The 17,422-nt window shown below is 42.5% G+C and carries 17 protein-coding genes; all 17 read right to left on the bottom strand.

Annotation, left to right across the window (positions count from 1 at the left end):
* Positions 1-21 precede the first annotated feature (21 nt).
* Positions 22-2,478, bottom strand: a complete 2,457-nt coding sequence (locus tag ACHUFA_RS08660) for a YSIRK-type signal peptide-containing protein (protein ID WP_394405574.1) — start codon at positions 2,476-2,478, stop codon at positions 22-24.
* A gap of 171 nt (positions 2,479-2,649) precedes the next feature.
* Positions 2,650-2,814, bottom strand: a complete 165-nt coding sequence (locus ACHUFA_RS08655; RefSeq protein WP_222349402.1) for a hypothetical protein — start codon at positions 2,812-2,814, stop codon at positions 2,650-2,652.
* Between the two features lie 243 nt (positions 2,815-3,057).
* The gene (gene obgE / locus ACHUFA_RS08650; protein ID WP_394405572.1) at positions 3,058-4,371 is read right to left on the bottom strand and encodes a GTPase ObgE; all 1,314 of its coding nucleotides are present in this window, start codon (positions 4,369-4,371) and stop codon (positions 3,058-3,060) included.
* Between the two features lie 86 nt (positions 4,372-4,457).
* Positions 4,458-4,583, bottom strand: coding sequence for a DUF4044 domain-containing protein (locus ACHUFA_RS08645; protein WP_222349397.1), 126 nt, complete (start codon positions 4,581-4,583; stop codon positions 4,458-4,460).
* 165 nt (positions 4,584-4,748) lie between these two features.
* Positions 4,749-5,618: a MerR family transcriptional regulator gene (locus ACHUFA_RS08640; RefSeq protein ID WP_394405570.1), complete on the bottom strand. Its 870-nt coding sequence runs from the start codon at positions 5,616-5,618 to the stop codon at positions 4,749-4,751.
* A 448-nt stretch (positions 5,619-6,066) separates the two neighbouring features.
* Positions 6,067-9,696, bottom strand: a complete 3,630-nt coding sequence (gene nifJ / locus ACHUFA_RS08635) for a pyruvate:ferredoxin (flavodoxin) oxidoreductase (RefSeq protein WP_394405568.1) — start codon at positions 9,694-9,696, stop codon at positions 6,067-6,069.
* Positions 9,697-9,854: 158 nt separating this feature from the next.
* The gene (gene eutM, locus ACHUFA_RS08630) at positions 9,855-10,133 is read right to left on the bottom strand and encodes an ethanolamine utilization microcompartment protein EutM (RefSeq protein WP_222349381.1); all 279 of its coding nucleotides are present in this window, start codon (positions 10,131-10,133) and stop codon (positions 9,855-9,857) included.
* 21 nt (positions 10,134-10,154) lie between these two features.
* Positions 10,155-10,430 carry an ethanolamine utilization microcompartment protein EutM gene (gene eutM / locus ACHUFA_RS08625; RefSeq protein WP_222349379.1) on the bottom strand — a complete coding sequence of 92 codons (276 nt, stop codon included), beginning with the start codon at positions 10,428-10,430 and terminating at the stop codon, positions 10,155-10,157.
* Between the two features lie 20 nt (positions 10,431-10,450).
* A complete protein-coding gene (gene eutM, locus ACHUFA_RS08620; protein WP_018378049.1) occupies positions 10,451-10,726 on the bottom strand; it encodes an ethanolamine utilization microcompartment protein EutM in 276 nt (91 codons plus the stop codon).
* Between the two features lie 15 nt (positions 10,727-10,741).
* Positions 10,742-11,422 carry a phosphate propanoyltransferase gene (locus ACHUFA_RS08615; protein ID WP_222349377.1) on the bottom strand — a complete coding sequence of 227 codons (681 nt, stop codon included), beginning with the start codon at positions 11,420-11,422 and terminating at the stop codon, positions 10,742-10,744.
* 11 nt (positions 11,423-11,433) lie between these two features.
* A complete protein-coding gene (locus ACHUFA_RS08610) occupies positions 11,434-13,077 on the bottom strand; it encodes an acetaldehyde dehydrogenase (acetylating) (protein ID WP_222349411.1) in 1,644 nt (547 codons plus the stop codon).
* A 24-nt stretch (positions 13,078-13,101) separates the two neighbouring features.
* Positions 13,102-13,701: a BMC domain-containing protein gene (locus ACHUFA_RS08605; protein WP_394405565.1), complete on the bottom strand. Its 600-nt coding sequence runs from the start codon at positions 13,699-13,701 to the stop codon at positions 13,102-13,104.
* Between the two features lie 15 nt (positions 13,702-13,716).
* Positions 13,717-14,358, bottom strand: coding sequence for a cupin domain-containing protein (locus tag ACHUFA_RS08600; RefSeq protein WP_222349372.1), 642 nt, complete (start codon positions 14,356-14,358; stop codon positions 13,717-13,719).
* Positions 14,359-14,454: 96 nt separating this feature from the next.
* Positions 14,455-14,751, bottom strand: coding sequence for a EutN/CcmL family microcompartment protein (locus tag ACHUFA_RS08595; RefSeq protein WP_222349370.1), 297 nt, complete (start codon positions 14,749-14,751; stop codon positions 14,455-14,457).
* A gap of 13 nt (positions 14,752-14,764) precedes the next feature.
* Entirely contained in the window at positions 14,765-15,604 is an 840-nt protein-coding gene (gene eutJ, locus ACHUFA_RS08590; protein ID WP_394405589.1) for an ethanolamine utilization protein EutJ, read from the bottom strand.
* On the bottom strand, positions 15,585-16,235 hold the full coding sequence (locus tag ACHUFA_RS08585) for a hypothetical protein (RefSeq protein ID WP_394405563.1): 651 nt from the start codon (positions 16,233-16,235) through the stop codon (positions 15,585-15,587). Before ACHUFA_RS08585 ends, eutJ begins: the two co-directional genes overlap by 20 nt.
* A 56-nt stretch (positions 16,236-16,291) precedes the next feature.
* Positions 16,292-17,422, bottom strand: a complete 1,131-nt coding sequence (locus ACHUFA_RS08580) for a 1-propanol dehydrogenase PduQ (RefSeq protein WP_394405561.1) — start codon at positions 17,420-17,422, stop codon at positions 16,292-16,294.

Below are 17,422 nucleotides of genomic sequence, written 5' to 3'. Positions count from 1 at the left end.
CGTACAGAAACCATCGACACACTAGCAACTACTTTTTTTGATTTTCTTAAACCAATAGAAGAGACTTGCTGCTAAACCAAGTAATCCCAAAATGGACCAAATGGCTGATGATGATTTTTCTCCTGCCTTTGGAAGTGACTGTTTAGCAGGTGCAGTGAGCATTTGTTCTGCCACACGCGCATGTTGTTGTGCCACCCCTTTCTCCGTTTTTGCTGCGAGAGAGGTTCCTTCAGTTTTCAAAAGTTCAAATGTTAGGGATGAGCGATTGACTTCTGGTGTGGAAGGAGCCTGTGCCTCATTTGCAGCTTTTGACTGGTAAACAACAGCGTACTGACTGAAATGGTTTGTTTTAAAACTAATAGTTCCGTCACCATTGTCCTGAAAGTCCAGATTTTCTAACTGATTCCCTTTAACATGATAAACGTGAGCCACTTTGGCACGTACTGAAATGATAACCGTTACTTCGCCGAACAGTTCTGCGGGATTGCCATTTTTATCCAGAGGTACAATATCGTAGCTGTCCGCATCAAATAAAGCTAAAACAGGAGCAGAAATGGCTTCCACACTGATTGACGCAACTGTTGGCATGACCTGACTATCGCCAACCACTTTAATCTTTGATACGGTATCTACAAAGGCAAGGTCTTCAACCACGTCAGCCTGATATGCTAGGCGACTCCCTATACCTTTTGTAGCATAAAGCTTATCGTAGACAACTTGCGCTTTGCTGATTTTATGAAAGGCATAAATGGTCAGCATATCTTTTTCTTTTAAGATTGTCTCACCCAAATCAAGATTGAAACGGCCTAGGCCATCTGATTCACCCTGAGCAACTAATTCACCTCTTAGGTACACTTCCATCACCGCATTTGGAACAGTATGCCCTTTCAAATAGCCATAGTCTGTCGTCAATGGATGAGATAATACAGCAGGAATTTCATCTGGTGCTACCCATTTTGGACGATGTGTTACTGGATCAATCTCATACAAATCAATGACCGTTACAGTCTTACTTGTCAGGACTTCTTTTGTCAACGGATCAATTACTTGAATAGTAATGTTTTCTCCGGAATGCAGAGTGCGTTTCAAATCTTCAAAATCCGTTCCCCAGTTTCCTAATTTATCTGCCATCAGCGTTGGAAACTTGTTACCACTATCAGAAATTAATTGGATATAGGTATTTGGAAAATAAGTACGCCCTACAAATTGAGTCCTGCGAGTATGAAGAAGCTGGAATGTTAGTGGTTCTGCTTGCGAAATGGTATTTGTATTGTCCTTGCTGTAGATATTCATACTTGCATGACGTTCAATCAGTTGATCATCTGGCAAGACTTGGCTAGATTGGTCAACTGTATCTTCGACAATTTCTTGTAGCTTACTGAAGGCATCAAATACAAAACGGTACAATTTTTGTCCAGTTGTCAGTTTGTCTAGTTTTAAGCTATAATAGCCATTTTCATCAGCATCTACTTTTGCCAAGACTGTTTTGGAAACAGCATCATAAACAAAAACTTTACCATAAGAATCTGCTCTGCCATGACTTTCTTGACCTGAGGAAAGAATAGGATTAACTTGGTGTCCTTTCTGAGAGCTTTCTAACTCATCTGCCATCTTATAGACCAAAGGACGTACCAGCACACTTTCTCCATCATTTGATACAAACTGTAGGTTGATATTCATCCCCAATTTAAATCGAACGTCGTATTTCATGAGATCAGGCGAAAGTTGAATTTCAAACGAACCATCTTCCCTGATCTTCGTTTCAGGTGCATAGTACATGTCATTAACTGTCAAGAAGACACTTCCCTGAACAGAAGTATGTCCCTTGATAACCCCTGTCCCTTCAATAATCGGCTCCACCAAAACTTGATGTCCATTTTCTGATTTGGTTAATGTCTCCTTTGGAAGCTCGTAAGCCTGAGGATGACGCGGAACTTCTACAGTTTTTTCCATAGGTTCCCCTTCCTCTTCATCATCTTCTGACTCACTCAGAATAGTCATAAGTACAGTAAAAGTTTGACCATAAGTTGCTGGTTCAGACAAAGGCAAACTAAATTGGCCATCTTCTTCCACACCTATGGGGTTATCCACTTCCAACATCACAAGACTTCCTGGAGTAGCCTTACCTGAAATAACCTGGTCACCTGCTTTTACAGGATTTACTTCCAAGTAGAGCGCTTGTTCTTCCTTGATGGGCTCAGACTCTTCTGATGGCTGTTCGACAGGTTGTTCAACTTCCTTATCATCCGCTTTCTCTACAGCTACAGGTTCCCCTGTAGGTTGCTCTAGTGATTCCAGTGATGACTCCTTCATATCTGGAGACTCATCCTCTTTGACAGGTAGGACTGCAGAAGGACTTTGTTGGCCCGGTTGAACTTGCTCTTCTGCACTGGCTACTGTTCCCAAAAATGCCGCTGCAATTGCTAAAGAGACCAAACCTGTCTTTTTCTTACGTAAACTAAAAATATTCTTTTTCATCTCTTGCTCCTCTATTTAGAATCTTAAATAAGATAACAAATTTCACCTTTGAATACAATAGTTCTTCTGCTTTCCAAAGCATTCTTAAGATATTCTTAATTTTTTATAAACAAAAAGGCTGAAATTGCTTTCAACCCTTCTTTTTATCTAAACCATTAATTCGTAATACATCTACTTTTCAGCTTCTTCTTTGGCCAATCGTTCTCTTTCCAATCGAAATTTTCGATTAGGGTTGAGCAAATTAAAGAGCTCTTCTAATTTTTCCGCATTCCAAACATCGGCTGCAGACACAAAGTTCCCATTCTTATCCTTAAAAGATATCGGTTTATCTCCCATTGCACACTCCTTTCAAAAATATCCAAGTTAACTACTAAATGGTAGTAAGATGGTTAGACTAACCGTATTAGCGGCAACTACGATGACAGTATTAACTCTGGCAAAAAACTCCCCACGTTACGACACGGAATAACATGAGCCGACAATGCTGATTTTATGCAGTTTGTAAGGTTGGTAGGAAAGGTCCTATAGGACTTTCCGTAGTTTTCTCATCACTTCAGTGATGAAAGAAAACTTCCAATGTTAATCCACAAACTCAAATTCAAACTTACCGATACGAACGATGTCTCCGTCCTTAGCTCCACGCGCACGAAGGGCTTCATCCACACCCATTCCACGCAATTGACGGGCAAATTTCATGACAGATTCGTCACGGTCAAAATTGGTCATGGTGAAGAGTTTTTCAAGTTTATCGCCTGAAAGAACCCAGCTAGCATCATCATCGCGGGTAATGTCAAACTCTGGCTCATCAGGATTGAAGCCGTAATAAACTTCCTCTTCTTGGAATTCTGACTCATCATAGAGCAAGAATTCATCTGTTTTATCTAAGAGCTCTGCTGTCGCTTCTAAGAGATTTTCCAAACCTTGATGAGCTAAACTTGAAATAGGGAAAATCATTGGCAGTTCGTCAAATTCATCGTAGTTGGCTGCCAATTTTTTCTTGAATTCTGCAAGATTTTCTTGAGATTCAGGCATATCCATCTTGTTGGCAACAATGATTTGTGGACGTTCCATGAGGCGAAGATTGTAGGTTTCTAGTTCGTTATTAATAGAAACATAATCTTCATAAGGATTACGACCTTCACTAGCTGACATGTCAATAACATGCAAAATAACCCGTGTCCGCTCGATATGACGGAGGAATTGTGTTCCAAGACCGACACCTTGACTAGCTCCTTCAATCAAGCCTGGGAGGTCAGCGACAGCAAAGGATTCACCTGACTTCGTGCGGACCATCCCCAGATTTGGCACAATCGTGGTGAAATGGTAGGCGCCAATTTTTGGTTTTGCTGATGTGATAACGCTAAGCAGAGTTGATTTCCCAACAGATGGAAATCCAACCAAACCAACATCGGCAAGGACTTTCAATTCTAACTCCAAGTTGCGTTCTTCACCTGGTTCACCATTTTCAGAAATCTCTGGTGCGGGATTTTTAGGCGTTGCAAAACGGATATTGCCACGACCGCCACGGCCACCTTTGGCGATCACAAATTCTTGCCCGTTTTCAACCAAGTCAGTAATAATCTTGCCTGTATCGGCATCACGAACAGTGGTTCCTTGAGGCACGCGCACAATCAAATCATCTGAACCACGACCGTGCATACCTTTGGTCATCCCCTTTTCACCGGCTTCAGCCTTAAAAACACGGTTGTAACGGAAATCCATGAGGGTCCGCAAGCCTTCGTCTACACGAAAGATAACTGAGCCACCTTTACCGCCATCACCGCCCCAAGGACCGCCATTTGGCACATATTTTTCACGACGGAAGGCCACCATCCCGTCGCCTCCCTTGCCTGCCTTGACCTTGATTTTGGCAGTATCTAAAAACATACTCATATTTTACCTATCTTTCCTAAAAAAGAGTGGTCTTTTGCCTTGAAAGGCAACTGCCACTCCCATATTTTTTCTATAAAACGATTACTTTAGAGAATCGCACTGATTGCTGGGAGGAGTAATCCTGCGACGGTCGCGATGACCATCAAAATGACGATGACCATGGTTACTTTTTCAAATCTTGTTTTTTTGTGTTTTTCTTCTCCGAAAGCCATAGCTTCTCCTTTTATCACTAAATCATTTTCTCTCTATTCTATCATAAAGACTCTATTTTTTCCAATCTTTCTCTATTCTTCTTATAAAAGTTCCATAAAAAACAGTCCTCCTAATTCTAATAAGAAAGACTGTTTTCAATCTATTTCGCTACGAAGAAAAAGACGTCACCTCGGACAGCCGACGCGTAGTTCATCCTTGGTCATGATAGGAACGATAATTTCTGTCACAAACTCATCCTCGTTTTGTGTTACCCAGTAATCAATCACATGGCGCTCGTAACATTCGTCTTTGAGACTATAGTGATTTGTATGGGCAAAATTAATCATGTTCTGATAGGTTTCATGAATAGCATTGAGAGATCCAATATGGTAGCAACTCAATGCCATGAAACCACCGAACCTTCCAAAATCTTCTGACTCTGGGAAAACATGCTGCAGTATGGTAGAGGATTGAATCTCCCCCGCCATTTTTTTCTCATAAGAATCATATTTTAAGATCACTGGACCAGATACTTCTAGTTTCTTTTCTTCCAAAAATTTGGTCCACTCAAGGTTGATAATAGACTCTTTATGACAGTATTTGTAAGGTTGTTCCACACAATAATAGGAGGTCTCTTCCTGATAATATTTTAGGCTAACTGTTGGTCCGTTGGTAGCTGTCAAACTATTTTGTAGGCAAATCTCTCCTTCAATAATCATCTGTAACCAGTCATCGATTGATGTCATTGAAATCAATAATTGCTGACGTTCTGCCTCTAATTCATCTCGTCTTTGCTGTAAATATTTGTAGTGATTGGAACAGCCATTGAAAGAAATCAATTCTTTGATTCGTTTCAGGCTCAATCCAATTTGTTGGTAATACTTGATCATGGGAATCAAGAGCAGGGTTGCTTTATCATAGTAACGATAATTGGTATCCTCTGCTATGTACTTGGGGAGGATGAGACCCAAACTCTCATAATAGCGCAATGTCTTCGCGGAAACTCCGCTCATACTAGCTGCCTTACCGATAGGAAAAAGTCCTTCTTCTACCATAGCTCTCCTCTCGTATACTTTAATATTTTTATTCAACGATTTCATTATACACTAAAATTGTAAACCTTTCCATAGTTGTAATGTCAAGCTATTTCCGGATGAAACATCAATTGGTTTTAGTCGTATTTCAATGATTTTTTTGCTAAAAAATACTGATTTTTAGTAGTTTTTTACGTACTATTTTTTAGCCTCCAAGTGAATTTTCTATCAATTTTTCGAATATTAGAAAGCAAAACTTTTCCCCTACTGGAAGGTTTGGTAATTATATAATTCACTATAAATATACATGTTATTCCTTTATCTTTCTCCATAAGAAAAGAGTCTGGAGCAAGGTAGAAAACTCCAGATTCTCTTACATGTAACATTTTAATCCAAGAAACAAACTACTGTACAAACGCTGGGTAATCATTGAAGTGGGTTGGATTTATCCCTTTGTAAATCGTAGAGATTACTGTTCCAAGTATTTGAAAATACTGTGAAAACTATCTTCTGTTTCCTGTGGAACAACGACTACTTTCTTGTTCCTTCTTTTTTCTTGGCGGTTGGTAAAGGCCTCCAAATCCCCTGATAGACTGGCATAATGTCGGAAGCGTCGTTTGGCTTGATAAACCGTTTTTTCAAATAATTTATCTGCTTGGTTCGGATTGACTTCTTTTAACGCCGAAAAGCGTTCTTGCTTCATCATAAAGTCAATCATCTGATCAAAATCTGGTCGTTTGAAATCCAATACCATCGGATTTTTGTCTTGCTCTGTCAAGAGTGGGTTATAACGATAGAGCGACCAATAGCCACAGTCTACAGCTTCCTTCGCTTCGGTAAGTGTTTGACTCATCCCTCCTTGCAGACCATGTGTGATACAAGGTACATAGGCAATGACAAGCGATGGTCCAGGGTAGCTTGCTGCTTCTTCAAAGGCCTTGATGACCTGTACTGGATTGGCTCCACTTGCTACTTGGGCAACGTAGACATTGCCATAGGTCATAGCCATCATCCCTAAGTCTTTTTTAGCGCTACTATTTCCAGATGCTGAAAATTTAGTGATGGCAGAGGTCGGTGTACCTTTTGATAAATGCCCACCCGTATTGGAATAGACTTCATTGTCTAATACCAAAATATTAACGTCTGCTCCGCTAGCAAGAACATGATCTAGGCCACCGTAACCAATGTCGTAGGCCCAACCATCCCCACCAATAATCCATTGGCAAGATTTAACGAACAAATCTCGTTTATCATATAATTTTTGTAAAAGAGGATGTTGGTGCTGAACTTCTTGTAAGGCCTGTGTTAACTTGTTGGAGCGTGTTCTTGATCCCTTTCCTTCATCCATGTGGTCTATCCAGTCTTGCATGAGAAGGTTTAATTCAGGACCAGCTAGCCTCATCGCTTCTTGCATGAGCGGAACTAGGGCTTGCCGTTGGGATTGATTGGCAACAAGCATTCCGTAGCCAAATTCTGCCGAATCTTCCAGTAAGGAATTGCTCCATGCAGGTCCTTGACCATGGCAATTTTTACTGTAAGGACTTGTGGGCGCCATGCCGCCCCAAATAGAAGAACAACCTGTTGCATTGGCAATCATCATTCGGTCACCAAACAACTGAGTCAGTAATTTCACATAAGGTGTTTCTCCGCAACCTGCACAAGCTCCTGAAAATTCTAAGAGTGGTTGTTCAAATTGACTGTGCGCCAGCGTTCCTGGTTTTGCTGGATTTCCCTTGGCACGCAGAGTTTGTGAAAAGGCCCAATTTACTGCTTCTTGGCTAATTTCTTCTGGGTCAGATTGGCTGACAGTTACCATTTTCAGAGCCTTACCTGTTTTTGGACAAGCATTGACACAGAGTCCACAACCTGTACAATTTTCCACCGAAACTTGAATACGGTAATACAGGCCATTCTTCCCTTTGAAATCCATGACACGATATCCTTCAGGAGCCACTTGGAGTTCAGCTTCTTCCACTAAAAATGGCCGAATAGCTGCATGGGGACAAACAAATGAACAACGGTTGCACTGTACACAGTGACTGGCATCCCAAATCGGTACTTCCCAAGTGATATTACGTTTTTCTTGTGGAGTTAGACCGAGAGGAATATCACCAGCTACCATGCCATTATTGACCAAGGTTCCAACTGAAAGCTTGTCCCCTTCCAAACGGTTCATTGGTAACTGAATTTGGCAAGAGAACTGACTGAGTTCACCATAATGTCTTGTTTCCTTGACGACAAGATTTGCCCATTCGTGGGGAACAGGAACCTGCTGAACAGCCCCTTTTGAGCCTTGAATGGCTTTGAGGTACTTGTTCATCTTTTCAGGGGAGGTTTTGCCATAATGCGCCTTGATTTCATCTGCTAATAACTGCTGACTATCTGGCACTATTCCCATGATGTCAAAAAAAGCAACTTCCAAGCAAACACTCATTCGCGGAAAAATATCCGCATCTTGGGCAATCTGAAAGGCATCCATCATGTACAATTGAATCTGGTTCTCCGCCAAATATTTTTTGAGACCTGCTGGTAATTTACGGCAGGCTACTTCTGCACTATCAGGGGTATTTAGCAAGAAAATACCACCTTTTTTTAGACCCTTGACCAGGTCATATTTCCTTAGATAAGCCGGTGTAGCAACTGCCACAAAATCCATTTCTTGGATGGAATAGGTAGACCGAATCTTTTCCGAACCAAAGCGAAGTTGCGAGATGGTCAGACCTCTTTGTTTGCGTGAATCGTAGTAAAAATACCCTTGAATTTCTTGGTCAGTATGATCACCAATCATCTTGATAATGGATTTGCTGGCACCAATAGTCCCATCACCACCCAAGCCCCAAAATTTAGCTTGATAGGTGCTTGTTGGGGTTAAATCTAATTTTTCTCCTACAGGCAAGGATAAATTGGTCAGGTCATCTTCGATACCAACTGTAAACCGGCTCTTTGGCTGATCTTTTTTCAATTCATCAAAAACAGTAACAATCTGCTCTGGGCTGGTATCTTTTGAACCAATTCCATACCGTCCACCGCAAATCCGCGGATGCAATTGACTGTCATAAAAGGCTGCTTGAACGTCTAATAAGAGGGGCTCTCCGATAGAACCAGGCTCTTTTGTACGGTCCAAGACAGCTATAGAAGTAACCGTCTCTGGTACTTTTTCTAAGAAAATCTCCGCTGGGAAAGGACGATACAGATGAATCTGTAAGAAACCCACTTTACGGCCAGATTTGTTGAGATAGTCAACCGTCTGCTCAATGGTTTGTGAGACAGATCCCATAGCAACTATGACCTGTTCAGCCTCTGGATGTCCATAATAGTTGACCACATCATAATTAGTGCCCTGAATGTGATTGATTTTATCCATATATTTTTTGACAACATAAGGCGTCACTTGGTAGTTGCGGTTAACTGTTTCCCGTTGTTGAAAATAAATATCTGGTCCTTGGTTAGTACCTGAAACTCTTGGATGATTCGGATTCATGGCCCGACTCCGAAAAGTATCCAGCGCTTCTTGATTGACCAATCCTTTCAAATCCTCATCGTCCAAGACAGTTACTTTTTGCAATTCGTGGCTAGTCCGAAATCCATCAAAAAAGCTCAAAAATGGTAGGCTGGTTTCCAAACTCGCCAAATGCGCGACAGCCGATAAATCCATGACCTCCTGAACAGAACTTTCAGCTAGCATGCCAAATCCTGCTTGCCGTACAGCCATGACGTCGCTATGGTCCCCGTAGATGCTGAGAGCATTTGTCGAAACAGAGCGGGCTGCTACGTGGAAAACGGTTGGCAATAATTCTCCAGCAATCTTGTACATATTTGGAAGCATGAGCAGGAGACCTTGAGAGGAAGTAAAGGTTGTCGTCAAAGCCCCTGTCTTAAGCGAGCCGTGGACAAAACCAGCAACTCCAGCTTCCGACTGCATTTCAATAATTTGTAAGGGCTGACCAAAGAGATTTGTCCGACCTTGCGTTTGCCAAACATCGACACTTTCTCCCATCGTTGAGCTTGGCGTAATCGGATAAATACCTGCTACCTCGCTAAATGCATACGCAATATGAGCTGCAGCTGTATTGCCATCTATGATTGCTTGATGTACCATAGCCTCCTCCTTATCAACTTATCAACTCCTCTTTACTATTCAAGCTGTCATAATAGCGCGACAACTGCTAAATAGAGTTTAAATAGTAAAAAGTATGAGGTCAAACGCCCACCCTCTTTCTAGGATAGGCATTATCCCTCATTTCAATCAGCCTTGTTTTAGTTGTGTTTTGGCAAAATTGTTTCCACTTCTGTATGTGGACGTGGAATCACGTGGACTGAAATCAATTCACCAACGCGTTGCGCTGCTGCTGCACCTGCATCGGTTGCAGCTTTGACAGCACCAACATCTCCACGTACCATGACAGTCACAAGACCGCCACCAATATGTTCTTTTCCTACCAAGACAACATTGGCTGCCTTGACCATGGCATCGGCTGCTTCAATTGAGCCAATCAAGCCTTTTGTTTCAATCATTCCTAGTGCTTCTGAATGCATGAGTCTTTACCTACCTTTTCTTTATTTATGAGCTAAAATAGTTTCTACTTCACTGTGTGGACGTGGGATAACGTGCACAGATACAAGTTCACCAACACGTTGCGCTGCCGCTGCACCTGCATCGGTTGCGGCTTTAACGGCACCAACATCCCCACGTACCATAACAGTCACAAGACCGCCACCTACATGTTCCTTACCAATCAAGGTCACATTAGCCGCCTTAACCATGGCATCAGCGGCTTCAATTGAGCCAATCAAGCCTTTTGTTTCAATCATTCCTAGTGCTTCTGAGTGCATGAATCTTACCTGCCTTTACTTTATTTATGAGCTAAAATGGTTTCCACTTCTGTATGTGGACGTGGAATAACGTGTACAGATACGAGTTCGCCTACACGTTGTGCTGCCGCTGCACCTGCATCGGTTGCAGCTTTAACGGCACCAACATCTCCACGTACCATAACAGTCACAAGTCCGCCACCTACATGTTCTTTTCCGATAAGGGTTACATTAGCTGCCTTGACCATAGCATCAGCGGCTTCGATAGAGCCAATCAAGCCTTTTGTTTCAATCATTCCTAGCGCTTCTGAGTGCATAAGTTTTACCTACCTTTACTTCAATAATTTTAATTTATTTTTTGCCGATATTCCCAAAGCATTGGCTTCTTCTGTGTCTAAATGACACTCTAGTGTGAAACTTTCATGGACACGAATGGTCACATTTTTTAGGGTACCACCACGTTCTCCAGGGCATTCTAGGGAAACTTCTTGACCATCTATCACACCAAATTCCTTGGCATCAATAGGTGACATATGAATATGCCGTTTGGCAACAATACAGCCCTTGGTTAATTGAACAGATCCTTTTGGTCCGATCAAGGTACAGCCCGGTGATCCTGCCAAATCTCCTGATAAGCGAAGAGGAGCCTTAATCCCTAGTTTGAAGCAATCCGCTACTGTCAGTTCAACCTGACTCTGACTGCGGACGGGACCCAGTATCCGTACTTTTTCCAAAACGCCCTTTGGTCCTGCTACAAAGAGACATTCCTGCATGGCATATTGCCCTGTTTGAGAAAGGTCTTTTAATTTTTGAAACTGGTAGTCCGGTCCAAATAAGGCATCCGCATCTGCCTGAGATAGATGAATGTGGTGGTTGGAAACACCCACTGGAATGACAAAGTCTGTTGCATCCCTTTTTGCAGGCTCTGCTGCATGGACTGTAGGAACTTCCTCACTCGGTTGACCTCCTAAGTGATCAATCACACGATAAAATAACTCTTCTAATTCTTCCATATGACCGCCCCTTATTTTTGTCTCAGTGCGGATAGGATTTCCCGTACGATGGCTTCATTATCAACGCTAGTCACAGTGGATTGCGCTTCTTGTTGACAACTGCTCTCTTGCTCTTGTTCAAACTTTGCTTGGATAGACTGTGGCGTTTGTTTCAAGAAATCAGTATTTGTCGGGGTTTCTGTTTCATGATGAATATGAACACTAGCTGAACAAACTGCATCTGGTTGGACTTCTGTTTTCACAGCAAGTTTTGGTAAAGATTGGAACTCCGCATCATCTGCCAATGTCGCCACATCCTTGATACCGTAGGCCACTGTTTTTACATTAACCAAATGTTTTGGTGAAAGATTTTCAGATACGGAACTTCCACCACCTGTTCCACACCCCAAGGTGAAGGAAACCGGTAATCCAGTTGAAATTCCTGTACCACCTTGGCTTCCGCCAGTGTTAATTAGAATGCGTGAAGCAGGCTTAGATGAGAAACGCAAAATCATATCTGGGTCCTCAGTATGCATACTCATGGTATGACCGATACCATTTTGCAAGAGTCGAATGCTGAGTGCACAGGCTTCTTCCCAATTTTTCACGACATAAAAACCAATCACAGTTGTCAACTTTTCGAAAGAAAGTGGATTTCCTGCTCCGACACCTGCTTGTGGTCCAACGAGAATCTTGGTGTCTTTTGGTACAACAATTCCAGCTGCTTCAGCTATTTCAGTGGCTGGACGTCCAACAAATTTGGGATTCATAGCTGGGTTGCAACCATGCGAATTTCCACGGAAGAGCAACTCACAGACCTTATCAGTCTCTTCTTTGCTCATCATGTAGCAACCTTGCTTGGTCAACTCACGAACCACTGCATCTTTATTGACCTCTTCACAGATGATTGATTGCTCAGAAGCACAGATGGTTCCGTTGTCAAATGTTTTTGATGCGACAATGGCACGAATAGCCTTTTCCACATTAGCAGTCCGTTCAATGTAGGCTGGGGAATTTCCAGCTCCGACACCGATAGCAGGTTTTCCACAACTATAGGCTGCTTTCACCATGCCAGGACCACCCGTTGCGATAATCATGGAAATGTCTTTGGCATTCATCAATTCATTGGTCGCAGCCAGTGATGGGCTTGAAACGGAGCCGACTATATGTTCTGGCGCTCCTGCTTCAACTGCCGCTTTGCGCACAATTTCCACAGCCTCATTGCTGCAACGTTTCGCAGATGGGTGTGGGGCAAATACGATGGCATTCCGTGATTTAATGGCAATCATTGATTTAAAAATCACGGTTGAAGTTGGGTTTGTTGAAGGAGTAATCCCCAACAAGAGTCCCATTGGTTCTGCAACACTAAATACTTTATTTGCTTCATCAAAATCAAAAATACCAGAAGTTTGCATATCCTTGATTTCTTTATAAAGTAGGTGTGCCGCGGCATAATTTTTATAGGCTTTGTCTGTTACCTTGCCAAAGCCAGTTTCTTCAACTGCCATATCTGCAAGGTAGTAGGCATTTGCTCCGACTGCCTTGACAATATTTTTCAGTATGGCATCAATTTGTTGGTCTGAGAAAGTCGCTATAATATTAGCAGCTTGTTTCCCAGCTCTTACAAGATCTCGTGCTTCTTGGATTGAACAGAGATCAACGTCTAATGTCTTCATCATCCGACCCCCAAAAATTTTCTTTTACTGTTTCTGTTTGTGCTGTGCTTTGAAATCTTCTAGAAGTAGAGCAATCATTTCTCGTCTAACTAAGCTGGTCAGTGTATCTTCAGCTATCTCAAGATGAGGATTTACCGATACCAGCTCACGCAGTTCAGACGCTCGTGTTCGGTCTAGCTTTCTTTTGTATTCCTTAAAAGTCATCCCGGTTTCAGCTGAATTGTCTGAAGTTGGAACACTTGGTTCCTCTGTTTCTGGTAGAAGCTTCGTCTGTTCTTCCAGAATTGGACCTTCTGAAACTGCCTCTGCTTGGCTAGCTGGCTCTTCTTCTGCTATTGACAAAGACGCAACAACTGGGTGGTGGAGGCCTGCTAATTGATCGTCTGGACGTGGAATAACGTGGGCACCTTGGAGACAATTCTCTCCAAGACGACGAACAGCTTCAGCCCCTGCATCAACAGCTGTTTTGACAGCTCCAACATCACCAGTGATACTAATATAGTATAAGCCTCCGCTAACTTTTTCGGTTCCTAAAAGAGTCACATCTGAACACTTTAGCATCACATCAGCTGCTTCTACGGAACCGATAAAACCGTAGGTTTCAATCATTCCTAACGCCTTCATTTCAGAGCCCTCTCACTACATTAAGTCAGCCCAGTTTGAAGGATAGGTTGTATAGAAAATTTTGGCATTATCCGGTGACCCCCAGACAACATCTGAACCAGATGGTACGAAGAGGACATCTCCTGCACGACCGACATAGGTTTGTCCATCAATTTCAATGGAAACTGTTCCAGAAATAACATAGTCAATTTCTTCATATGGTAATTTCCAAGCGAAATTAGAGTGATCAATGGTCAAGAAACCAGCGCTCATTTTTGATTCGTGTTGGCTGACCAACTCTTGGAAACCAACCTTAGCACCTGGAGTACCTGTGTCAAATTCGTCCATACGAACAGTGCCACCTTTGACCACTTTCAAGCCATTTGCATGGGATACACAACGGTAGGGTGGAACTTCCTTAGCAGGCTCACTGTCGCCTGCCAGCAACATTTTCTTCAATAAACACAATATTTCGTCAGTTGTAATGCCGTCTAATCCTTTTTCTGTAGCGACTTGAGGTTGACAAACAACTTCTGTACCTTCTTCAAAGCAAATGCCATATTTTTTAGCTTCATCACGCGCAGCTGGTGTAACAATAGTACCTGCTTCTAAATAGCAGATTGTTTTACCAGCTTGATGACAGGCCAATACATCTTTTGCTGTAATTAATTTTGCCATGTTTTCTCCTTTTCTAAGATAGAGGGTTTTCGTGAATCAAGCGTGTTCAAGTAATCCATACTTAACATCACTTGACATCTGATCACCCGACTTCCGTTACGAGAATCGTTCTATTTTTCCATTTTGTTTTTTGACTTGGTCATAGTTCTCATCAATAATTCCGATAACAGCGGCATCGACAGGCATCTGATCGTCACCCATCATGCGGCGCGCTGCAGATCCAGTCGCAATAATCACTCGGTCACCAATACCTGCCCCAATCATATCTACAACGACCAGAAGCTCACCAGCTCGACTACCACCTTTTACTTCAGCAAGTAGAAATTTCACGCCATTTAAGGCGTCGGACTTCCTTGTTGCCCAAATTGTATCGACTAATTCTGCAACTAGCATATGTGCCTCTTTTCTAATAGATTATGTCTTGACTGCAATTCATGGCAATGCCAATCGGCGTCACAAACATTGGATTTTTCGGTTTGATGGTTTTTATCTTTGTTTCTTTTTCAATGATAGTTTCTATTCCTGCAAGACAACTTGTGCCACCAACTAGGTAAATCACATCCACATCCATTCCTTCAATACTCCGCTTGACAATGGACGCCACCTTTTCAATGACTGGTTTCAGGACACTGAGCAATTCCTTATGGTGCTTGGGATCCCGCTTGTAGGCATCCGCTTCATCAAAGCTCAGCTTATAGGCTCCAGCCACGACTAGTGAGAAGTGTGTTCCACCCGTTGCTTCATCAACAGACTTGACCACTTTTCCATCTTTCAAGATAGAAATTCCCGTTGTGCCACCACCAATATCCACGATAGCGCCATTTTGCAAGCCAACAATGGTATTGGCCGCTGTAGGTTCATCCAGTACAGCAGTGAGTTCAAAACCAGCTCCTTGCACCACATTTTTAATAGCCCCTCCATCCAAAGCATCTGTCCCTGGTGGAATGGCAGCGGCTGCATAGAGCAATTCTGTACCTAATTGGTCTTCGAGCGATTCTTTCAATTCTCGAACAATGCGAATGGCTCCAATGTAGTCCACGACCATACCATCTTTGATGACTGAAGCTGGACGATGGGCACCAGCCACAATATTTTTATCTTCGTCCAAGACAACGAGCACAATGTAGGCTGTCCCTAAATCTACACCCGTCAAATAAACCTTGCTCGTTCCTTTGACAGGTTGTTTCTCAACACGTTCAAACTCTTCAACGTATTGGTCGCAAGTTTTAGGTAAGGTTTGTGCCATCATTGTTCAGTTCCTCTCTTGGTTGAAAGTAATAGGCAATGTCTTGCCCGAGACGGTTTAGCAAGGCTACTAGTTTCTCATGGTCTTGTAACTGTAGGCGCTCTATCTCTCTTTCCAAATGGAAATAGAGTGGATATAGCTTGGTTAGGATACGACCATTGCTGGTTTGCAGAAACATACCAACATTTGATAAGTTTCCATGAATAAAGGATTTGCCAATTTTTTCGGTTGATGCCATTCCATTGGCAGTCGGTAGCAGGATACATTCCCCACCAGCCAGAATTGTCGCCAAATAGCGCTCTAGTCCATTCAATTCTTGTGCCAAGACCAAGTCAACTGGTGCTAGGTCAAAAGCTATTTCCAAGAACTGACACCGAATATCCAGCCAGATGGACTGGGATTGCCAACTGGTTTCAACTGGACTTTCGATAGGATTAACTGCTATTTTTTGAAGTTTCTGTGGAAGTTTCCCTAGTGGTTTGACTTCATTTTCATTGATAATCTTAATTTTTCGATCGACTAGAAAAGTCCGTGCCCCGGGCGTCAACCGTTCTTCCTTTTTGATGGTAAAGGTGTCAAATGGAAATTGATGATACTCGACGCGCAAATCATCTTCGGTTAAAAATTTCATAAAATGACTTCTTTCTTTTTAACGACTTCAGATGATTCCTTCAAGTTTTCCATTGTTTACAAGGCTCGATAGATAGCCTCGAGATCCTCGATGGTAACAGATCGTGGATTGCCAGCTGTACAAGCATCTGCAAGGGCACGTTCTGCCATTTCAGGAATCATTTTTTCAAATTCTTGACGATCAATTCCTAACTCCTCAATGGTGGTCGGCATCTTCATTTGTTTTGCCATGCGTGTGATGGCGTAAATGAGAGCCCGTACTCCTTGTTTTGGAGTTGAGCCATATAGGCCAAGTAGGTTGGCTGCTTGCGCATAACGTTTAGCAATAGCTGTCTCTCCCTTTTCTTCCAATGATGCGTTAAATGCAATCACATGAGGTAACAGGAGAGTGTTGATGCGACCATGTGGAGAATGGAAGAAGGCGCCAATAGCGTGTGAGAGGCTATGACAGATACCAAGACCCGCATTATTAAAGGCAATACCAGCAATAGCTGAAGCATTGTGCATTTTTTCACGGGCAAATTGATTGTCCCCATTTTTATAAGTTTCGTAAAGGAACTTATAAGCTAAGGTAATGGCTTTTTCTGCACAGGCGTCTGAAAAATCAGTAGCGCCATTTGCAACATAAGCTTCTAAACCATGGGTCAGCACATCCATCCCTGCATCTGCTGTTACAGCTGGAGGCACTGTCATGGTAAAGTAGGTATCCAAAATGGCTAAATCTGGTACCATTGAATCGTCAATAATGACAAATTTTTCATTTTTACTAGGATCTGAAATCACGGCGAAAGCTGTAATCTCACTACCACTCCCACTAGTTGTCGGAATAGCAATCATCTTCGGCTTTTCAACCTTTTCAGATTCCGTATAGACCTTGATCACTGCCTTGGTCGTATCAAGAGCTGATCCGCCACCAAGGGCGATGACGAGGTCCGGTTTATAGGTTTTGATTTCTGAAATACTTTCAGTAATCACTTCAATCGTAGGATTTGGGACAACTTTTGAAAAGACTTTTGTCTCCGCGCCAGCTTTCTTCAATTCCTGCAAGACTGCGTCCACCATATGGCTTTGATCCATGTAGGGATCGCAAATGATGTAGGCTCTCTTGACAGATAACTTGGAAAGCTCTTCTGTGGAATGATGTCCCATTACAAATTTAGGTCCTACGCTAAATTCTTGTGTTTTCAT

The organism is Streptococcus hepaticus, assembly GCF_043656315.1.
GTDB lineage: Bacteria > Bacillota > Bacilli > Lactobacillales > Streptococcaceae > Streptococcus > Streptococcus hepaticus.
This window is presented reverse-complemented; position numbering and strand designations above follow the sequence as displayed.